General features: G+C 61.6%; 18 protein-coding genes. 10 read left to right on the top strand and 8 right to left on the bottom strand.

The genetic code is table 11. The features are described from left to right. Window positions 1–8: 8 nt before the first annotated feature. From ACYU8T_RS10410 to ACYU8T_RS10400, 3 genes are all read right to left on the bottom strand, one after another. Entirely contained in the window at window positions 9–365 is a 357-nt protein-coding gene (locus tag ACYU8T_RS10410) for a hypothetical protein (protein WP_461159791.1), read from the bottom strand. Between the two features lie 76 nt (window positions 366–441). Further along, window positions 442–1,692 carry a putative DNA modification/repair radical SAM protein gene (locus ACYU8T_RS10405; protein WP_461159374.1) on the bottom strand — a complete coding sequence of 417 codons (1,251 nt, stop codon included), beginning with the start codon at window positions 1,690–1,692 and terminating at the stop codon, window positions 442–444. Window positions 1,693–1,758: 66 nt separating this feature from the next. Then, the gene (locus tag ACYU8T_RS10400) at window positions 1,759–2,517 is read right to left on the bottom strand and encodes a class II aldolase/adducin family protein (RefSeq protein WP_461159373.1); all 759 of its coding nucleotides are present in this window, start codon (window positions 2,515–2,517) and stop codon (window positions 1,759–1,761) included. 221 nt (window positions 2,518–2,738) lie between these two features. Between ACYU8T_RS10400 and rpsU the strand changes: the two genes are divergently transcribed. Together rpsU and ACYU8T_RS10390 are read left to right on the top strand one after the other, a co-directional pair. Continuing rightward, on the top strand, window positions 2,739–2,945 hold the full coding sequence (gene rpsU, locus ACYU8T_RS10395) for a 30S ribosomal protein S21 (RefSeq protein WP_004208618.1): 207 nt from the start codon (window positions 2,739–2,741) through the stop codon (window positions 2,943–2,945). 73 nt (window positions 2,946–3,018) lie between these two features. Further along, complete coding sequence (locus ACYU8T_RS10390) at window positions 3,019–3,579, top strand: FKBP-type peptidyl-prolyl cis-trans isomerase (RefSeq protein ID WP_097092455.1); 561 nt, start codon at window positions 3,019–3,021, stop codon at window positions 3,577–3,579. 49 nt (window positions 3,580–3,628) lie between these two features. On the opposite strand, the gene ACYU8T_RS10385 is transcribed toward ACYU8T_RS10390, so the two are convergent. The 5 genes from ACYU8T_RS10385 to pyrE form a co-directional block, all read right to left on the bottom strand. After that, on the bottom strand, window positions 3,629–4,663 hold the full coding sequence (locus tag ACYU8T_RS10385; protein WP_461159790.1) for an AI-2E family transporter: 1,035 nt from the start codon (window positions 4,661–4,663) through the stop codon (window positions 3,629–3,631). Window positions 4,664–4,731: 68 nt separating this feature from the next. Next, window positions 4,732–5,613: a signal peptidase I gene (gene lepB, locus ACYU8T_RS10380; protein ID WP_461159372.1), complete on the bottom strand. Its 882-nt coding sequence runs from the start codon at window positions 5,611–5,613 to the stop codon at window positions 4,732–4,734. 47 nt (window positions 5,614–5,660) lie between these two features. After that, entirely contained in the window at window positions 5,661–6,062 is a 402-nt protein-coding gene (gene acpS, locus ACYU8T_RS10375; RefSeq protein WP_461159371.1) for a holo-ACP synthase, read from the bottom strand. Then, entirely contained in the window at window positions 6,059–6,796 is a 738-nt protein-coding gene (locus ACYU8T_RS10370; protein WP_461159370.1) for a pyridoxine 5'-phosphate synthase, read from the bottom strand. The genes acpS and ACYU8T_RS10370 overlap by 4 nt, the downstream gene beginning before the upstream one ends. Window positions 6,797–6,801: 5 nt before the next feature. Beyond that, a complete protein-coding gene (pyrE, locus tag ACYU8T_RS10365) occupies window positions 6,802–7,383 on the bottom strand; it encodes an orotate phosphoribosyltransferase (RefSeq protein WP_097092450.1) in 582 nt (193 codons plus the stop codon). Between the two features lie 276 nt (window positions 7,384–7,659). On the opposite strand from pyrE, the gene coxB reads away from it, so the two are divergent. From coxB to ACYU8T_RS10325, 8 genes are all read left to right on the top strand, one after another. Continuing rightward, a complete protein-coding gene (gene coxB, locus ACYU8T_RS10360) occupies window positions 7,660–8,667 on the top strand; it encodes a cytochrome c oxidase subunit II (RefSeq protein WP_097092449.1) in 1,008 nt (335 codons plus the stop codon). A 17-nt stretch (window positions 8,668–8,684) separates the two neighbouring features. Continuing rightward, window positions 8,685–10,352 carry a cytochrome c oxidase subunit I gene (gene ctaD / locus ACYU8T_RS10355; RefSeq protein WP_097092448.1) on the top strand — a complete coding sequence of 556 codons (1,668 nt, stop codon included), beginning with the start codon at window positions 8,685–8,687 and terminating at the stop codon, window positions 10,350–10,352. Window positions 10,353–10,466: 114 nt separating this feature from the next. Beyond that, a complete protein-coding gene (locus ACYU8T_RS10350; protein ID WP_461159369.1) occupies window positions 10,467–11,387 on the top strand; it encodes a heme o synthase in 921 nt (306 codons plus the stop codon). Between the two features lie 127 nt (window positions 11,388–11,514). Next, window positions 11,515–12,090: a cytochrome c oxidase assembly protein gene (locus ACYU8T_RS10345; protein ID WP_097092446.1), complete on the top strand. Its 576-nt coding sequence runs from the start codon at window positions 11,515–11,517 to the stop codon at window positions 12,088–12,090. 43 nt (window positions 12,091–12,133) lie between these two features. Further along, on the top strand, window positions 12,134–12,964 hold the full coding sequence (locus ACYU8T_RS10340; RefSeq protein WP_097092445.1) for a cytochrome c oxidase subunit 3: 831 nt from the start codon (window positions 12,134–12,136) through the stop codon (window positions 12,962–12,964). 297 nt (window positions 12,965–13,261) lie between these two features. After that, entirely contained in the window at window positions 13,262–13,903 is a 642-nt protein-coding gene (locus ACYU8T_RS10335; RefSeq protein ID WP_461159368.1) for an SURF1 family protein, read from the top strand. 44 nt (window positions 13,904–13,947) lie between these two features. Next, window positions 13,948–15,348 carry a threonine synthase gene (gene thrC / locus ACYU8T_RS10330; protein WP_461159367.1) on the top strand — a complete coding sequence of 467 codons (1,401 nt, stop codon included), beginning with the start codon at window positions 13,948–13,950 and terminating at the stop codon, window positions 15,346–15,348. Then, on the top strand, window positions 15,345–16,214 hold the full coding sequence (locus ACYU8T_RS10325; RefSeq protein ID WP_461159366.1) for a class I SAM-dependent methyltransferase: 870 nt from the start codon (window positions 15,345–15,347) through the stop codon (window positions 16,212–16,214). The genes thrC and ACYU8T_RS10325 overlap by 4 nt, the downstream gene beginning before the upstream one ends. Window positions 16,215–16,332 lie beyond the last annotated feature (118 nt).

Below are 16,332 nucleotides of genomic sequence, written 5' to 3'. Positions count from 1 at the left end.
TCCGCGGGTCAGCCGAACAGGAAACGGAAGATGATGGCGACAGGAAGCCATAAAAGGCTGCAGGCAATGCTGCTCAGCCACACCTGCGCAACATCCCGGCGGAAGCGCAAGCCCAGACCCGACATCGACAGTCCGCTTTGATCCAGCATCTCCCAGCGGCGCTCGATGCCACGGGCGATCATGGCATATCCGCCGATTGCGGCAATAAGAGCGAGGTGCAGTACCAGCGAGCCGCCCATCCGGGCGACGATAGCGATCTGAATGAGGCAGAAAACAACGAGTGCAGCGGCCAGATGGCTGCTCATGCGCTTGGCATAACGCCCGCCATGAGGCCGTACTGAATCACCATTGAATGCCGTTGCCACCAGCGCTGTCCCCTCGACTTTTATTGTTCTCAAGAAATCACGAAGCGCGGCACTTATCAACAGGGAAAACGGCTGTTCAACCGAAAAGCTCCAACTGTGCCGCGGGAGGAGTGAGCTGCCGCCGCAGATCGACCTTGTCGATCAGGTGCACCGGCCTCCAATCACTCGCGATCAGAAAGGGCCGCAATTTCACGATCGAGCTGGTCAGCCGCGCAACGTCGTCCAGCCGGAGACGGCGCACCCTGCGGCTGGCCAAGATGCGATCGACCGCCTTGACGCCAAGTCCCGGCACCCGAAGCAACAATTCGCGGGGTGCGCAGTTCACGTCCACGGGGAACATGTCCCGATGCGCCAAGGCCCAGGCGAGCTTGGGATCGATGTCGAGTGGCAGATGTCCTGTCTGTGGATCGGTTGCCTGCTCCAAATCCTGCACTGAAAAACCATAGAAGCGCATCATCCAATCCGACTGATACAGCCGATGCTCGCGCAGCAGGGGCGGGCGTTTGAGCGGCAGCACGCTACTGGCGGAAGGGATCGGCGAGAACGCGCTATAATAGACGCGGCGCAACGCATGCCGGTCATAAAGCGAGCGCGCACGCCGGATGATGGCCCGGTCATCCGCTTCGTCGGCTCCTACGATCATCTGCGTCGATTGCCCTGCAGGCGCGAAGCGCGGTGCATGGCGATACCGTTTTTTCGCATCGGTGGTATCTTCGATCGCCGTGCGCAGCCCCTTCATCGCCCCTTCGATGCGCTCGCCATTCTTTTCGGGCGCCAGTCGCCGCAAGCCTTGCTCTGTCGGCAATTCGACGTTGATCGAGAGCCGGTCGGCATAGAGCCCCGCCTGATGGGTCAGTTCCGGGTCGGCATCGGGAATAGTCTTGAGGTGAATATAGCCGCGAAAATCATGCTCCTCCCGCAAGGCGCGGGCAACGCCGACCAACTGCTCCATCGTATAATCGGACGACCGTATGATCCCGGAGGACAGGAAAAGCCCTTCGATATAATTACGCCGGTAAAAGCTGAGCGTCAGGTCGACCACCTCTCGCACGGTGAAGCGCGCCCGGCGAACATCGCTCGACCGGCGGTTGATGCAATAATGGCAGTCGAAGATGCAGCTATTCGTCAGCAGGATTTTCAGCAGCGATATGCATCGTCCGTCAGGCGCATAAGCATGGCATATACCCATTCCTTCGGTCGACCCGATGCCACCTTTGCGCCCGGACATGCTATCGCGCTTCTTCGTCCCCGACGATGCACATGACGCATCATATTTTGCCGCGTCGGCGAGGATTTCCAGTTTCTGCCGGATCGAAAGAACAGCCATGCGTTCACATTATGTTCTTTGTTTGCGCATGTCCTTGATCTAGATTGATCTGGCGCACCTGTTTCTTCAGGTCTTCCAACTCGGATCGATCTTGTCGATCAGCCGGACCATGGCTTGAAAGTCGGGCACGCCCGGCCCTACCGGCAATTGCACCCCCCCGATATCGCGCTGATGGACCGCAATCACCTCTTCCGGAATATCGACCGGCGTCCCTGCCGCGCCCGTGGCGACCTGGATCTCGCAAGCGCGCTGGAGCATCCAGTGCAGGAGGAAAGCCTTGGGCAGGGTATCGGCCATGACCAGCGAGCCATGGTTGCGCAGCATCATCAGCCGCCGTTCGCCCAGATTTGCTATCAGCCGCTCGCCCTCTTCCGGCCGCAGCGTGATGCCTTCGAAATCATGATAGGCGATCCGGGCCGCGAACGCTGCCGCATAGAAATTGGTCGGCCGCAGCCCTTCCCTGGTGGCGCTGACCGCCATCGCGGCAGTGGTATGCGTATGGATGACGCAATGCGCGTCGGGCAGGTGCCGGTGAAAGACGCTGTGCTGCGTGAACCCGGCCCGATTTACCGGATAGGCGCTGCCGTCCAATATGTGGCCGTTGATATCGATCTTGACGAGGTTGGACGCGGTCACTTCCGAATAGAGCAGCCCGAATGGATTGATCAGGAAAGCGCCATCCTCATCAGGCACGCGCAAGGTGATGTGGTTGTAGATCAACTCCGACCAGCCCATATGGTCGAATATGCGGTAGCAGGCAGCGAGCTGCTGGCGTGCCTCCCATTCGGCAGCTGACATCCCGGCAACAGGAACGGCGGTAGCCATGGCGATCCTCCTTTATCTTCTGCCCTGACTATCCACCCCACTGGCGCTCCTGTCGAGTGAAACGGCTTCGGGGTTGAATTTGGCCGAATCTGCTGGTAGGGCGCGCCCCACACGGCGCAGGCTGCCCTGCGACGACTCATCGCTATTAGTTTCGGTAGGCCCGTCGGGAAGGGTTTTGTTTCCGGCGAACCGCCCGTTTTCGACTGGAGTTTGACTGGCTTATGCAAATCATCGTTCGCGACAACAATGTCGACCAGGCCCTGCGCGCGCTCAAGAAGAAGCTGCAGCGTGAGGGCGTGTATCGCGAGATGAAGCTGCGCCGTCACTACGAAAAGCCCTCGGAAAAGCGCGCCCGCGAAAAGGCGGCTGCGGTTCGCCGTGCGCGCAAGCTGGAGCGGAAGCGCGCCGAGCGCGACGGCGTCCGTTAAGACGTTCGTTTCCATGGGGCGGCGGACTGCCGCTCCATCCTTCTGATCATCCGCACCTGCGAGGCTAAGGTCCATGTCCACGACCGCTGTTCCCCTTCGTCCCATCGCCAAGGGGTCGCTGACGCGTCTCTGGATCGGCGTTGCCGCAGTGGCGATCGCCGCCGCTGGCCTCGCCTGGGCCGGACAGCGCGGCGTTGAGCCGTCACCTGCCAGCTATCTTGCCAGCAATGCGGGTGAAGACGGCGTGATCACGACCGACTCGGGTCTCCAGTACAAGGTTCTGGAAGAGGGCACCGGTCCCAGCCCGACCGCTGCGGACGTGGCGCTGGTCGGCTACAAGGGCACGCTGCTCGACGGCACCGTCTTCGATGAAAATGCCCAGACCGCGATGCCCGTCGACGGCGTCGTGCCGGGCTTTTCCGAAGGCCTGCAGAAGATGAAGAAGGGCGGCAAGTATCGCCTGTGGATCCCGCCGCAGCTCGGCTATGGCGAGCAGGCGGCCGGTCCGATCCCGGCGAATTCCGTGCTGGTCTTCGATGTACAGCTGCATGATTTTAAGTCGAAGGCCGACATCATGCGCATGCAGCAGATGATGCAGCAAGGCGCGGTGCCGCCGCCGCTGCCGGGCAACTGATCGATTGGATTGGAAGTCAAAAAGGAGGGCCAGCTAGTCGGGCCCTTTTTCATTTAGCGACGACGATAGCCTTGGCGTCATCGCTGTCATTGATCGCTTTGGACCGCTCCTCCAGGTAAACCTTGATCATCGCGATGATCGGGTCGGCCAGGAACAGGCCCAATATGCCGAACAAGGCGCCGAATATGATCTGCGCGGCAAGAACCAGTGCGGGCGCCAGATCGGTGGCGCGCTTGGCCACCATCGGGACGATCAGATAGCCGTCCACGATCTGCACCACCAGATAAACGCCGAATGCATAAAGGCCCGCATCCACACCCGCCGAAAAGCCGACGAGCACGATCAATACGCCCGAAATGATCGACCCAATATTCGGTAGAAAGGCAAAGAGCCCCGTCAGAATGCCGAGAAGCCCCGCCATCGGCACGCCCCCGGCAAGCAGAAGCAGCCATGTTCCCACGCCCTCGACAGCCATGCCGATCAGCCGCCCGAACATCAGGCGGCGCAACGTCCAGCCCATCTTGTCCGCGACATTGTAGAAGCTGACCCTGCTGTTCATGGGGAGCATCCAGGCGACGCCTCGTTCGTACAATCGCGGATCAACGGCGATGAAGATGGCGAGGACCAGCATCATGACCCCACTCGTCACCGCACCCATCAGCGTGCTGACAGCGGCGGTCACCCGGCCGATCGAACTGAATGCCTGCGTCGCCAGGCTCTTGAAGTCATCAGGCGTGGTGGTGACGCCCAATTGCTGCATCCAGCCGCCGATGCGCGTCACCTGTGCTTCCACGATCGTGCGCATGGCTTGGGCCTGTGCCGCCAGGCTCGCTCCGGTCAGGTAGAAGGTATAGCCCATGAAAAGCAGTGCGGAGAGGAGGACGATCGCCAGCCGCCAGCCGCGGCCAATCGGCAATACCCGGCCGAGCAGGCGCGTGCCTCCGTCCATCATCGTCGTCAGCACCAGCGCGCCCAGTATCAGCATGATTGGTTGTGCCAGCAGAACGACGAGTGCGACCGCCACGGCCATGGCGATCCATACGCCAGCCCGCTTTATCTCATGCTGGACAAGCGGGCTGCGCAACTCGCTTGGGCCTGGCTCCTCGATGTGGACGTTTTTCCCGCTCAATCACCAGCCCCTTTGCGAATACATTATTTCGGGGGTGCAACGCTCTCCGGGCGCAAGCTGTTCCCTGCGCGGCCGCTGCGGAAACCGTGGACCCAAGTCATGGGATTCCAGCTGGAATCACCTTCCAACGAGAAGGTGATGAACTCCGCGCGTCCGCCGATCGCTTCCCAGGGCACAGGACCGCCGAGCCCATTTTCCTCAAGCGGGGCGCGGCTGTCGGCGCTGTTGTCCCGGTTATCGCCCATCAGGAACACATGAGTTCGTGGCACGCGCACCGGACCGTACCAATCCAGCGCGCTGGGTCCCATGTCGATCGTCAGATAGCTTTTGCCGTTGGGCAACGTCTCTTGCCGTACGGGCAACTGGCAATAGTCCCGCCCGTCCGCACCTGTCGTGCGCGCTCCGGGAAACTGGGTGGGGGAGCAAGGGGCGTTGCCATCGATCGGGATCAGGATCGGCTTGATCGCCTTCTGCGGCACCGCGACGCCGTTCAATATCACCTGTCCGCCCCGCACCTCGATAATGTCGCCCGGCAGGCCGATCACGCGCTTGATGTAATCCTCGCGCCGATTGTGCGGCGACACGATGACGATGTCGCCACGGTCGGGCAATCGGCCGAAAATCCGGCCCTTCAGGAAGGGCAGGGGGTGGAAGCTCGGGGAAACATAGGACCAGCCATAAGGGAATTTGCTGACCACCAGCCTGTCGCCCTTCAGCAGCACCGGCATCATCGATTCGCTGGGAATGTAAAAAGGCTTGGCGACGAAGCTGTGAAAGGCCAGCACCGCCAGGATCAAAAGCCCGATGCTCTTCACCTCATGCCACCAATCGACGGAACTCCTGTCCGTCCGTACCGGCGATGCCGCCGCTGGTTCTTCTGTGGCAAGCGGGTCGTTATCGCTCATGGGGGCTGCCGTTGTGGTGGGCGTTTCGGATAGTGGCGGGATAGCCGTCACTGGGGTAGGGCCTCAATGATGACGAATGCCTGCGCCCATGGATGATCATCGGTTAGCGTCAGGTGAATGACCGGCTTGTGACCATCGGGCATCATCGCCTGCAATCGTAGAAGCGCGCCCCCGGTAAGCTCCAACGTGGGCGCGCCGCCTGCGCGATTGACGACGCCGATATCCTTCATGAACACGCCACGGTTGAAACCAGTGCCAACGGCTTTGGAGAAGGCCTCTTTCGCAGCGAACCGCTTTGCCAGCGTCCCCGCCTTGGTGAAGGGCCGCCGGTCCGCCTTGGCCCGTTCAATCTCGGTGAAGACCCGCTGTTCGAACCGCGCTCCGAACCGATCCAGCGAATTCTGGATACGCTCTATATTGCAGAGATCTGATCCAAGGCCGATGATCAACGTACCAAGTCCATCTGCCGCCGCATTTCTCGGATGCTGCTCTCCAGCCCTCTGAATATCGCCTCGCCGATGAGGAAGTGGCCGATGTTGAGTTCGGCGACTTGCGGAATCGCCGCCACGGGGCCGACATTGTCGAAAGTCAGCCCGTGGCCGGCATGGGGTTCGATCCCGTTCTTGGCCGCCAATGCCGCAGCGTCCGACAGGCGCCGCAACTCGTCGGCGCGCTCTGATCCCGACAGATGGGCATAGCGACCCGTGTGAAACTCAACGACTGGCGCGCCAAGGCGCATCGCCGCTTCGATCTGGGCCGGATCAGGTTCGATGAAAAGGCTGACGCGTATCCCGGCGTCGCCCAGCGCGCCGACGATCGGCCTCAGCATCTCGATCTGGCCCGCCGCGTCCAGACCGCCTTCGGTCGTCCGCTCTTCGCGCTTTTCCGGCACGATACATGCGGCATGCGGGCGATGCTTGAGCGCAATGCCCAGCATCTCCTGCGTCGCCGCCATCTCCAGGTTGAGCGGCACGGTAAGCGCCGCCGTCAAAGTGGCGATGTCCTCGTCCCTTATGTGCCGACGGTCCTCGCGAAGATGGGCCGTGATGCCGTCTGCACCCGCCTTCACGGCCAGCAGCGCAGCCTTGACGGGGTCGGGATGCTCTCCCCCCCGCGCATTCCGGATGGTGGCAACATGGTCGATGTTGACACCCAGGCGCAGGTGGGCGGGGGCTTGCTGCATGATGCCTATTGTTTCCGGCTTCCGGGCTTGATTGCGGGAATGGCCGCCAGTTCGGGCGGCACATCCTCGGCTTCATAGACCGGGAAGTTGATGCTGACGAGCGGGTAGAATGGAACGCCCAGGTCCACTTCACCTGCGGATCGATCGACCAGCGCGACTTCCGCGACGACGATGCCGCCTTCGGCTTCCACGGCTTCAATCGCCTGGCGCGACGACAGGCCGGTGGTCACGACATCCTCTACCATCAGCACCTTCTGGCCCGGCGTGATGCTAAAGCCTCGCCGCAGTTCAAACGTGCCTTCCGGCCTTTCGAGAAAGACGGCATCCTTATCAAGCGCGCGGCCTACTTCATGGCCGATGATAAGGCCGCCCATTGCTGGGGAAACGACAAGGTCGATCTCCTGCCGCATTTCACGCGGCAGCTGCTGCACGACGGCCCGGGCGAGGCGGCCTGCGCGCTCGGCGTTCATCAATACGCGCGCGCATTGCAGGTAATTGGCGCTGCGGCGGCCCGAGGACAGGATGAAATGCCCTTCCAGCAAGGCTCCTGCCGCCCTGAATTCTGCCAGTACTTCCTCGTCGGTCATCCGGTTTATCGATCCATCAGCACTTGCCCCGGCCGCTTTGGGCCGTCCGGCACATATCTTTTAACATGGGTAACCATGATCGCGCCCCTGTGCGCGAGGTGCGAGATAGGCGGACGGCCGGGGCGTTGCAACAGCGAAGAAAATCTGCTCCTGCCCGCTTGAGGCAGGAAAAAAGCATGCCTATAAGCCGCGGCAGACCGACCGGGCGGAGGGGGACGTGTATGCGCGCGCCTTCGTTGCAGCGGCGCCAAGGGGTTACGGGGTAAGAAGACGCTTATGAAAATGGTGAAATCGCTCGTTCTCGCCGGGTTGCTGGCCTTTGCGCCTGCATCGGCGTTGAACAGTCAGGCGCTGGCGCAGGATAATTCTGCCGTCGCTGCCGCTGCGGACAATGCTGCCGCCCCGGCCGAATCGGCTGGCAACGCTGCGGCCCCCGCTGCCGAAACTGCGAAGGTAGCCGCGCCTGCCCGGATGAAGCCGACCGAAGGCATCGGCATGCCGCGTCCGGGTGAAATCACCTTGCAGGAACAGTTCAGCCCGACTGGCCACACCGCCCGTTGGTTGCATGACGTGCTGCTCCTGCCGCTGATCACGATCATCTCGGTCTTCGTCCTGCTCCTGATGCTCTATGTCATGGTGCGATTCCGCCGCAGCGCCAATCCGGTGCCGTCCAAGACGTCGCATAACGCCTTGATCGAGGTGCTCTGGACCGTGGTCCCCGTCATCATCCTCCTGGTGATCGCGGTGCCCTCGATCGGCTTGCTGGCCGATCAGTACAAGCCTGCTCCCAAGGATGCGGTTACGGTGAAGGTAACTGGCTACCAGTGGTACTGGGGCTATGAATATCCCGACAACGGCATCCCCGAATTCGTCTCGAACATGCTGCCCAAGGAAAAGGCCGAGGCGAATGGCGAGCCCTATCTGCTGGCGTCCGATACCCGCTTGGTTCTTCCCGCTGGCCGCCCGATCAAGCTGATCATCACCGGCGCCGACGTGATCCATGCCTTCGCCGTGCCTTCGCTCTGGGTGAAGATGGACGCTGTGCCGGGCCGTCTCAATGAGAAGACCTTCACCATTGAGAAGCCGGGTGTCTATTACGGCCAATGTTCCGAACTGTGCGGCGCGCGTCACGCCTTCATGCCGATCGCGATCGAGGCGCTGCCTCCCGCCCAGTTCGACCAGTGGGTCCTCTCGCAGGGTGGCAAGCTGCAAGGTGCTGCCCCGGCGGCTTCCGCCGCTGCTGCTCCGGCAGCACCTGCCGCCGCCCCCGCCGAAAAGCTTTGATGTAAGGGCATAACGCCATGACCACGATTACTGCAGATCATCACGGCGATCATGCTCATGATCATCATGACGCCGATCACAAGCCAGCCTTTTTCCAGCGCTGGTTCATGTCGACGAACCACAAGGACATCGGCACCCTCTACCTGATCTTCGCGATCCTCGCCGGCGTGATCGGCGGCGCGATTTCAGGCCTGATGCGCGCGGAACTGGCTCAGCCGGGCATCCAGTATCTTCATACTTGGGCCCAGATGACCGACGGCCCTTCGGCCACGCTCGACCAGGCCTATCACCTCTGGAACGTGCTGATCACCGCGCACGGTCTAATCATGGTTTTCTTCATGGTTATGCCCGCGATCATCGGCGGCTTCGGCAACTGGTTCGTGCCGATCATGATCGGCGCGCCAGACATGGCCTTCCCGCGCATGAACAACATCAGCTTCTGGCTACTGATCCCGGCCTTTGCGCTGCTGCTTGGTTCGACCTTCGTGCCTGGCGGTACGGGCAACGGTGCGGGCACGGGCTGGACGGTCTATGCTCCGCTTTCCACCAGCGGCTCCGCAGGCCCCGCCGTGGACATGGCTATTCTGTCGCTCCACATCGCGGGCGCCAGCTCCATCCTGGGCGCGGTCAACTTCATCACCACCATCCTCAACATGCGCGCGCCGGGCATGACCCTGCACAAGATGCCGCTATTCGTATGGTCGGTGCTGGTCACCGCTTTCCTTTTGCTGCTCGCGCTGCCGGTTCTGGCTGCTGCGATCACCATGCTGCTGACCGATCGCAACTTCGGCACGACTTTCTATGATGCTGCCGGCGGTGGCGATCCGGAACTGTACCAGCATCTGTTCTGGTTCTTCGGCCACCCCGAAGTGTACATCATGATCTTGCCGGGCTTCGGCATCATCAGTCAGATCGTTTCGACCTTCAGCCGCAAGCCGGTATTCGGTTATCTGGGCATGGCATATGCCATGGTCGCGATCGGCGTGGTCGGATTCGTTGTGTGGGCGCACCACATGTTCACCACCGGCATGTCGGTGAACGTGAAGATGTACTTCACTGCCGCAACCATGGTGATCGCGGTGCCTACGGGCATCAAGATCTTCTCCTGGATCGCGACGATCTGGGGCGGTTCGATCAGCTACAAGACTCCGATGGTCTGGGCTTTGGGCTTCATCTTCCTGTTCACCGTGGGCGGCGTCACGGGCGTGGTCCTCGCGAATGGTGGTGTCGATGACGTGCTGCATGACACCTACTACGTTGTGGCTCATTTCCACTATGTGCTGTCGCTGGGTGCCGTCTTCGGTCTCTTCGCTGGCTTCTACTACTGGTTCCCGAAGATGTCGGGCCGCATGTACAGCGAATTCCTGGGACACCTGCACTTCTGGGTGTTCTTCGTCGGCGTGAACCTGCTGTTCTTCCCGATGCACTTCCTTGGCCTGTCGGGCATGCCCCGCCGCTATCCTGACTATCCGGAGGCATTTGCCTACTGGAACAGCGTGGCGAGCCATGGATATGAGATCATGGCGGTGGGCGTGCTGATATTCTTCGTGAATGTCTTCTGGTCGCTTGCATTCGGTAAGAAAGCGGAAGGCAATCCATGGGGTGAAGGTGCAACGACGCTGGAATGGACGTTGCCCAGCCCGCCGCCGTTCCACCAGTTCGAAACGCTGCCGGTCATCGACTGACGGCTGGTCAGAAGGAAAGCATCCAGCAGGATGCCGGGTAGCGATAAAGATCGCAGGCCCAAAGTTAGCAGTCCCGGCGCCCCTGATGGCGCCGGGCTGCCGCATGAGGAGCATATGGCAAGTTCGCCGTTCATGACCGGGAGCGCCGCTTCCACGATGCCTGCACATTGGCGGGATTTCGTCGCGTTGACCAAGCCGCGTGTAATGACCTTGGTGGTCTTCACGGGCCTGTGTGGGCTTCTTGCTGCGCCGGGCCATATTCACCCCGTGCTGGCCTTCACGGCTATTCTTTGCATTGCGCTCGGAGCGGGAGCGGCTGCCAGCCTCAACCAATGGTATGAGGCGGACATTGACGCCAAGATGAAGCGGACTGCGAACAGGCCGTTACCTGCCGGACGGATGGATCGCCAATCGGCGCTGCACTTCGGCGTCGGCCTCTCATTCTTTTCGGTTCTGCTGATGGGTGTGGCGACCAACTGGCTCGCGGCTGCCATTCTGGCCGTATCGATCCTCTACTATGTTTTTATCTATACCATTTGGCTGAAGCCTCGGACCGCCCAGAACATCGTAATCGGCGGCGCTGCTGGCGCCTTTCCTCCAGTGATCGGCTGGGCGGCGGTGACGGGCGATATCGGGGCTCTGCCGGTCGCGCTCTTCATGCTCACCTTCTTCTGGACGCCGCCGCACTTCTGGGCTCTCGCGCTGTTTGTGAAGACCGATTACTCCGCTGCCAATATTCCGATGCTGCCGGTGGTATCCGGCGAGCTCGCCACGCGTCGGCAAATCTGGTTCTACACAGCTATCATGGCGGCTGCGGCTATGGCGCCAGTTCTGCTGCGCCTTACCGGTTTGATCTACGGCCTCACGGCGCTGCTGGGGACGGGTTTGTTCGTGATATTTGCGTTTGACGTGTTCCGGCGCCGTGAGACTGATCCCAGCCGGATGGGGCCTGAACGGCGGCTGTTCAAATATTCAATCCTTTACCTGTTTGCGCTGTTCGGCGCGGTCGTCGTTGATCGTTGGGTGTTTGCATGACGCCTGAAGAGGAAAAGCAGGTCCGCAGCCGACAGAAGTCGCGTGCCCTTGTGACGGGGCTACTGCTGGCCGCGCTTGTGATTCTCTTTTACGCGATCACGATTGTGAAAATCGGCGGAGGGCATTGATGGCCAGTCTGCCGCCCTCGCCATTCGATCGCGACCGGCGTAACCGGCGTACACTGGTCGTGATGGCCGGCGTGGGATTGGCTATGCTGGGACTCGGGTTCGCTTCGGTTCCGCTGTACCGGATATTCTGCCAGCAGACCGGCTTCGGAGGGACGACCCAGCGAGCAGCCGCTGATGTCAAGTTGCAGCCGGTTGCTGGTCACACATTTTCAATCCGCTTCGACTCCAATGTTCAACCGGGCATGCCTTGGAAATTCTATCCTGAGCATCGCACCGATACCGTCACCGTGGGCGCGCGCGACATGGCGATCTTCATCGCGAAGAACATGTCGGACAAGCCCGTCACCGGCACGGCCAGCTTCAACGTGACGCCTACGCAGGCTGGCGCTTACTTCACGAAAATCCAGTGCTTCTGCTTTACCCAGCAAACTTTGCAGCCGGGTGAGCAGGTGCGCATGCCGGTTATTTATTATGTCGATCCGAAAATCCTGAATGATCCCGACAATAGAGACACGCAGGAAATTACGCTGAGCTACACCTTCTATCCTGTTGAGCAGGACAAGAAGCCGAGCTAAGGCAATCCACGATAACGCGAACGCGAACAGGGAAGAGTACGTCATGGCAGGCGCCAAGCAGCACGATTATCATATTCTACCGCCCAGCATCTGGCCGCTATTCGGTTCCATGTCGGCGCTGGTCATGGCGATGGGCGCGATCATGTGGATGCACCCCGACGCCATGCCTGCTGGTGGCGGATGGGTATTCCTGATCGGCGTCGCGGGCGTGCTGTTCACCATGTACAGCTGGTGGGCCAATGTTATCGCGGAAGCGCATGCCGGTGACCATACGCCGGTCGTGCAGCTGCACCTGCGCTATGGCATGATCCTGTTCATCGCTTCGGAAGTCATGTTTTTCGTCGGCTGGTTCTGGGCCTTCTTCGACTTCTCGCTGTTCCCGAGCCAGCTCGCGCCGATCGAAGGGATGTTCCCGTCCAAGGGCATCGAGGTGATGAACGCTTTCGAGTTGCCCTTGCTCAACACGCTGATCCTGCTCTGCTCGGGCACGACTGTGACCTGGGCGCACCACGCGCTGATCCACGGCGACCGTGAAGGCCTCAAGAAGGGGCTGTGGTTGACCGTCATTCTTGGCCTGCTGTTCTCTTCGATCCAGGCCTATGAATATGCGCATGCCCCGTTCCCGTTCGGCGGCAGCCCCTATAGCTCGGCCTTCTACATGGCGACCGGCTTCCACGGCTTCCACGTTCTGGTCGGGACGATCTTCCTGATCGTCAATCTCGTGCGCGCCTATAAGGGCCACTTCACCCCGCGCCAGCATTTCGGCTTCGAGGCTGCGGCCTGGTACTGGCACTTCGTCGACGTGGTGTGGCTGTTCCTGTTCGTCGCCATCTATGTATGGGGCGGCTGGGGCGCTCCGATGCACGGCGGCTAAGGACTGCACCTTATTCATCAAGCGAACGGCCGGTATCACCCGGCCGTTTTCTTTTGGGCGGAAGATAATTATGCCTACCCTCATGCTTCCCTCCGGCTCCGCTCCGCCCGCTCCATCTTGCCTGCCTCGGCTTTGGGACCAGATGTCTTCTGTGTGCGGAGTTGCTGTACGAAAAGCTCGCCCATTGGCGCTGGTCGAACAAACCATGCCGCAGGCGAGCTGCTGGCGGGTAGCCGGTCGAACACCTTCGTCTCTCGCTTCGCTCTTCCTATGGGGGTTTTGGGAGTGTCCAACACTATGACCTCGCGCCGCATTCCCCTTTTCGCCAGCATCATCGTTGCGGGCGCCGTGTTGGTCATGATCGGTCTTGGCATCTGGCAGTTGCAGCGCCGCGGCGAGAAAGAAGCGATGCTGGCCCTTGCCTCGGCCAATCCAACCAAGCCGACCGTCAGCTTTCCGCAAATGGCGCCTGTTCCCGTCGAACTGCTCTTTCGGCGGTCATCCCTACACTGCCTGAATGTTGTGGGCTGGCAGACCGAAGCGGGCCGGGCGGCCGATGGATCGGTTGGCTATCGCTATATCGCGCAATGTTCGACAGGAGCAGAGGGCCCAGGAGCGCTCGTCGCGCTGGGCGTCGCCAAGCAGCCGGACCTGAAGCCCGATTGGAGCGGCGGGCAAGTCAAAGGCTGGATATCGGAGGAGCCGGACCACCGCACATTGCTGTCACGTTTCGCCGCCAACGCCTTGCCGCTGCGCCCGATGCTGATTGCCGGGAGCGCGCCGCAAGGCCTGAAGCCGATCGCTCCGCCAAGTGTCAAGGATGTCCCGAACAATCATCTGGCCTACGCGATCCAATGGTTCTTCTTCGCCGCCGTCGCGGTGATTATCTATGTGCTTGCCCTCCGCAGGCGGCCCACTCCGCCGCCCGATCCTTCGTAAAGGCTTGCTCCCGGGCCCCGGGCCCGTTACCGCGCTTCCCCATCATGCAATATGTGAGCACCAGGGGAAGCGCGCCTGCGCTGGGTTTCGAGGATGTGACGCTGGCAGGGCTGGCGTCCGATGGCGGCCTCTATGTTCCGGAAAGTTGGCCGCGCTTTTCGGAAGCGGACATAAGGGCGCTCGCTGGCCTTTCCTATGTCGAGACGGCTGTGCGCGTCATGGCGCCCTATGTCGCCGGCTCGCTCAGCGAAGACGAACTGCGCGAGCTGTGCACCGCCGCCTATGGCCGTTTCAGCCATAAGGCGGTTACGCCGTTGGTGCAGTTGGATCATCAGCATTGGCTGCTGGAACTGTTCCACGGGCCGACCCTGGCTTTCAAGGATGTCGCGCTCCAACTGCTGGGGCAGTTGTTCGAGCGGTTCCTGTCCCGCCGCGACGATCATCTGACGATTGTCGGCGCAACCTCGGGCGACACCGGCTCTGCCGCGATCGACGCCGTTGCCGGGCGTGAGAAGATCGACATCTTCATGCTGCATCCGGAAGGCCGCGTATCTGACGTGCAGCGCCGCCAGATGACCACAGTGCGCGCACCGAACGTTCATAACATCGCGATCGAAGGCAGCTTCGACGATGCGCAGGCGCTCGTAAAGGCGATGTTCAACGACCCGGCCTTCTCGACGAAGTTCAACCTGTCGGCGGTGAACAGCATCAACTGGGCGCGGTTGATGGCCCAGGTGGTCTATTATTTCTACGCCGCCGTAAGGCTGGGGGCGCCGGAGCGGCAGGTCGCCTTTTCCGTGCCCACCGGCAATTTCGGCGATGTGTTCGCGGGCTATGTCGCGGCGCAGATGGGTCTTCCGGTTGCCAAGCTGATGGTCGCGACCAATGTGAACGACATTCTGCACCGCGCGCTGGCCGACGGTGACTATAGCCAGGGCCAGGTCGTTCAGACGTCCACGCCCAGCATGGACATCCAGATCAGTTCGAACTTCGAACGCCTGCTGTTCGATGCCGGTGGGCGCGGCGGCCCAGCCTTGGCCGAACAGATGAAAGGGTTCGAAACGAGCCGGGCGATGCGCCTTACGAATGCGCAGAGAGCCGGAGCGGCGAAGCTGTTCTCTTCGGCGCGCGTCGATGGCGACGCGATGAACATGGCCATTCGCTGGGCCTTCGATGGCGCTGGCCAAGTCATCGACCCTCATACCGCCGTCGGCCTAGCCGCTGCGCGCGAGATGGAGGTCGAGGCAGGCGTGCCGATCGTCACGCTTGCGACCGCGCATCCCGCCAAGTTCCGGGAGGCCGTGGAGCGTGCCACCGGGCTTCGTCCGCCTCTGCCTACGCGCATGGGTGACCTGTTCGCCCGTGAGGAGGCCTATGCCAAGCTGCCCGCGACCTTTGAGGCGATCACCGCCTATGTCGCGGAGCGTGCTACGCCGCGAGCATGAAGCTCGACACGCTCATCGGTGAGCCGTGGGCGGACTATGGCCTGATCGATTCGGGTCATGGCCGCAAGCTTGAGCGCTATGGCCGCTATCGCTTCATCCGGCCCGAGCCGCAGGCGATGTGGGCCCCCGCGAGTGCCGACTGGCAAGCCGATGGCGAATTCGTGCCGGGATCGGACGAAGAAGGCGGCGGCCGTTGGTTCTATGATCGGCCGGTGCCTGCCGAAGGTTGGCCGCTCAGCTGGAACGACGTGACGTTCCAGGCGAGTTGCACGCCCTTCCGGCACCTTGGCTTCTTTCCCGACATGGCGCCCGTGTGGAACTGGATGCGCGAGCAGACAGCCGGGCTGGATCAGCCGCAGATCATGAACCTGTTCGGCTATACCGGCGTCGGCACCTTGGCGATGTCGGCCAGCGGGGCGCAGATGGTGCATGTCGATGCATCCAAGAAATCGGTCGCGCAGGCGCGGTCCAACGCCGCCGCATCGGGGATGGAAGACCGCCCGGTTCGCTGGATCGTCGACGATGCCGCCAAGTTCGTGGCCCGCGAGGTCCGGCGGGGGCGGCGCTATGACGGCATATTGCTCGACCCCCCCAAATATGGGCGTGGGCCGGATGGCGAAGTCTGGCGCCTGGAAGAGGATCTGCCCCGGCTGATCGCGGATTGTCGCCGCCTGCTGGATGCCGACAGCCGGTTCCTGTTCCTGACCGTCTATGCCGTGCGCATGTCTGCTTTGGCGATCGGGGAGTTACTGAAGCAGGCCTTTGCCGACCTTCCGGGTGCGGTGGAAGCGGGCGAATTGGCGGTGCGCGAAGAAGCGCGAGGGTTGGAGCTGCCCACGGCTATTTGGGCGCGCTGGCGGCGTTAGGGTGCGTGCTTTGGATCGGCGATTCGCTTAATGGCGTGCACCGTGGGAGGCTCGACTCTTTAAAAGAAAGGGGCTTCGACAAGCTCAGCCCGAACGGGTTAAGTTATTGGGATGGGTC

The organism is Sphingobium sp. TomMM35A (assembly GCF_054771735.1).
The sequence above is the reverse complement of the archived record's forward strand: the minus strand, read 5'-3'. Positions and strand labels throughout refer to the sequence as shown.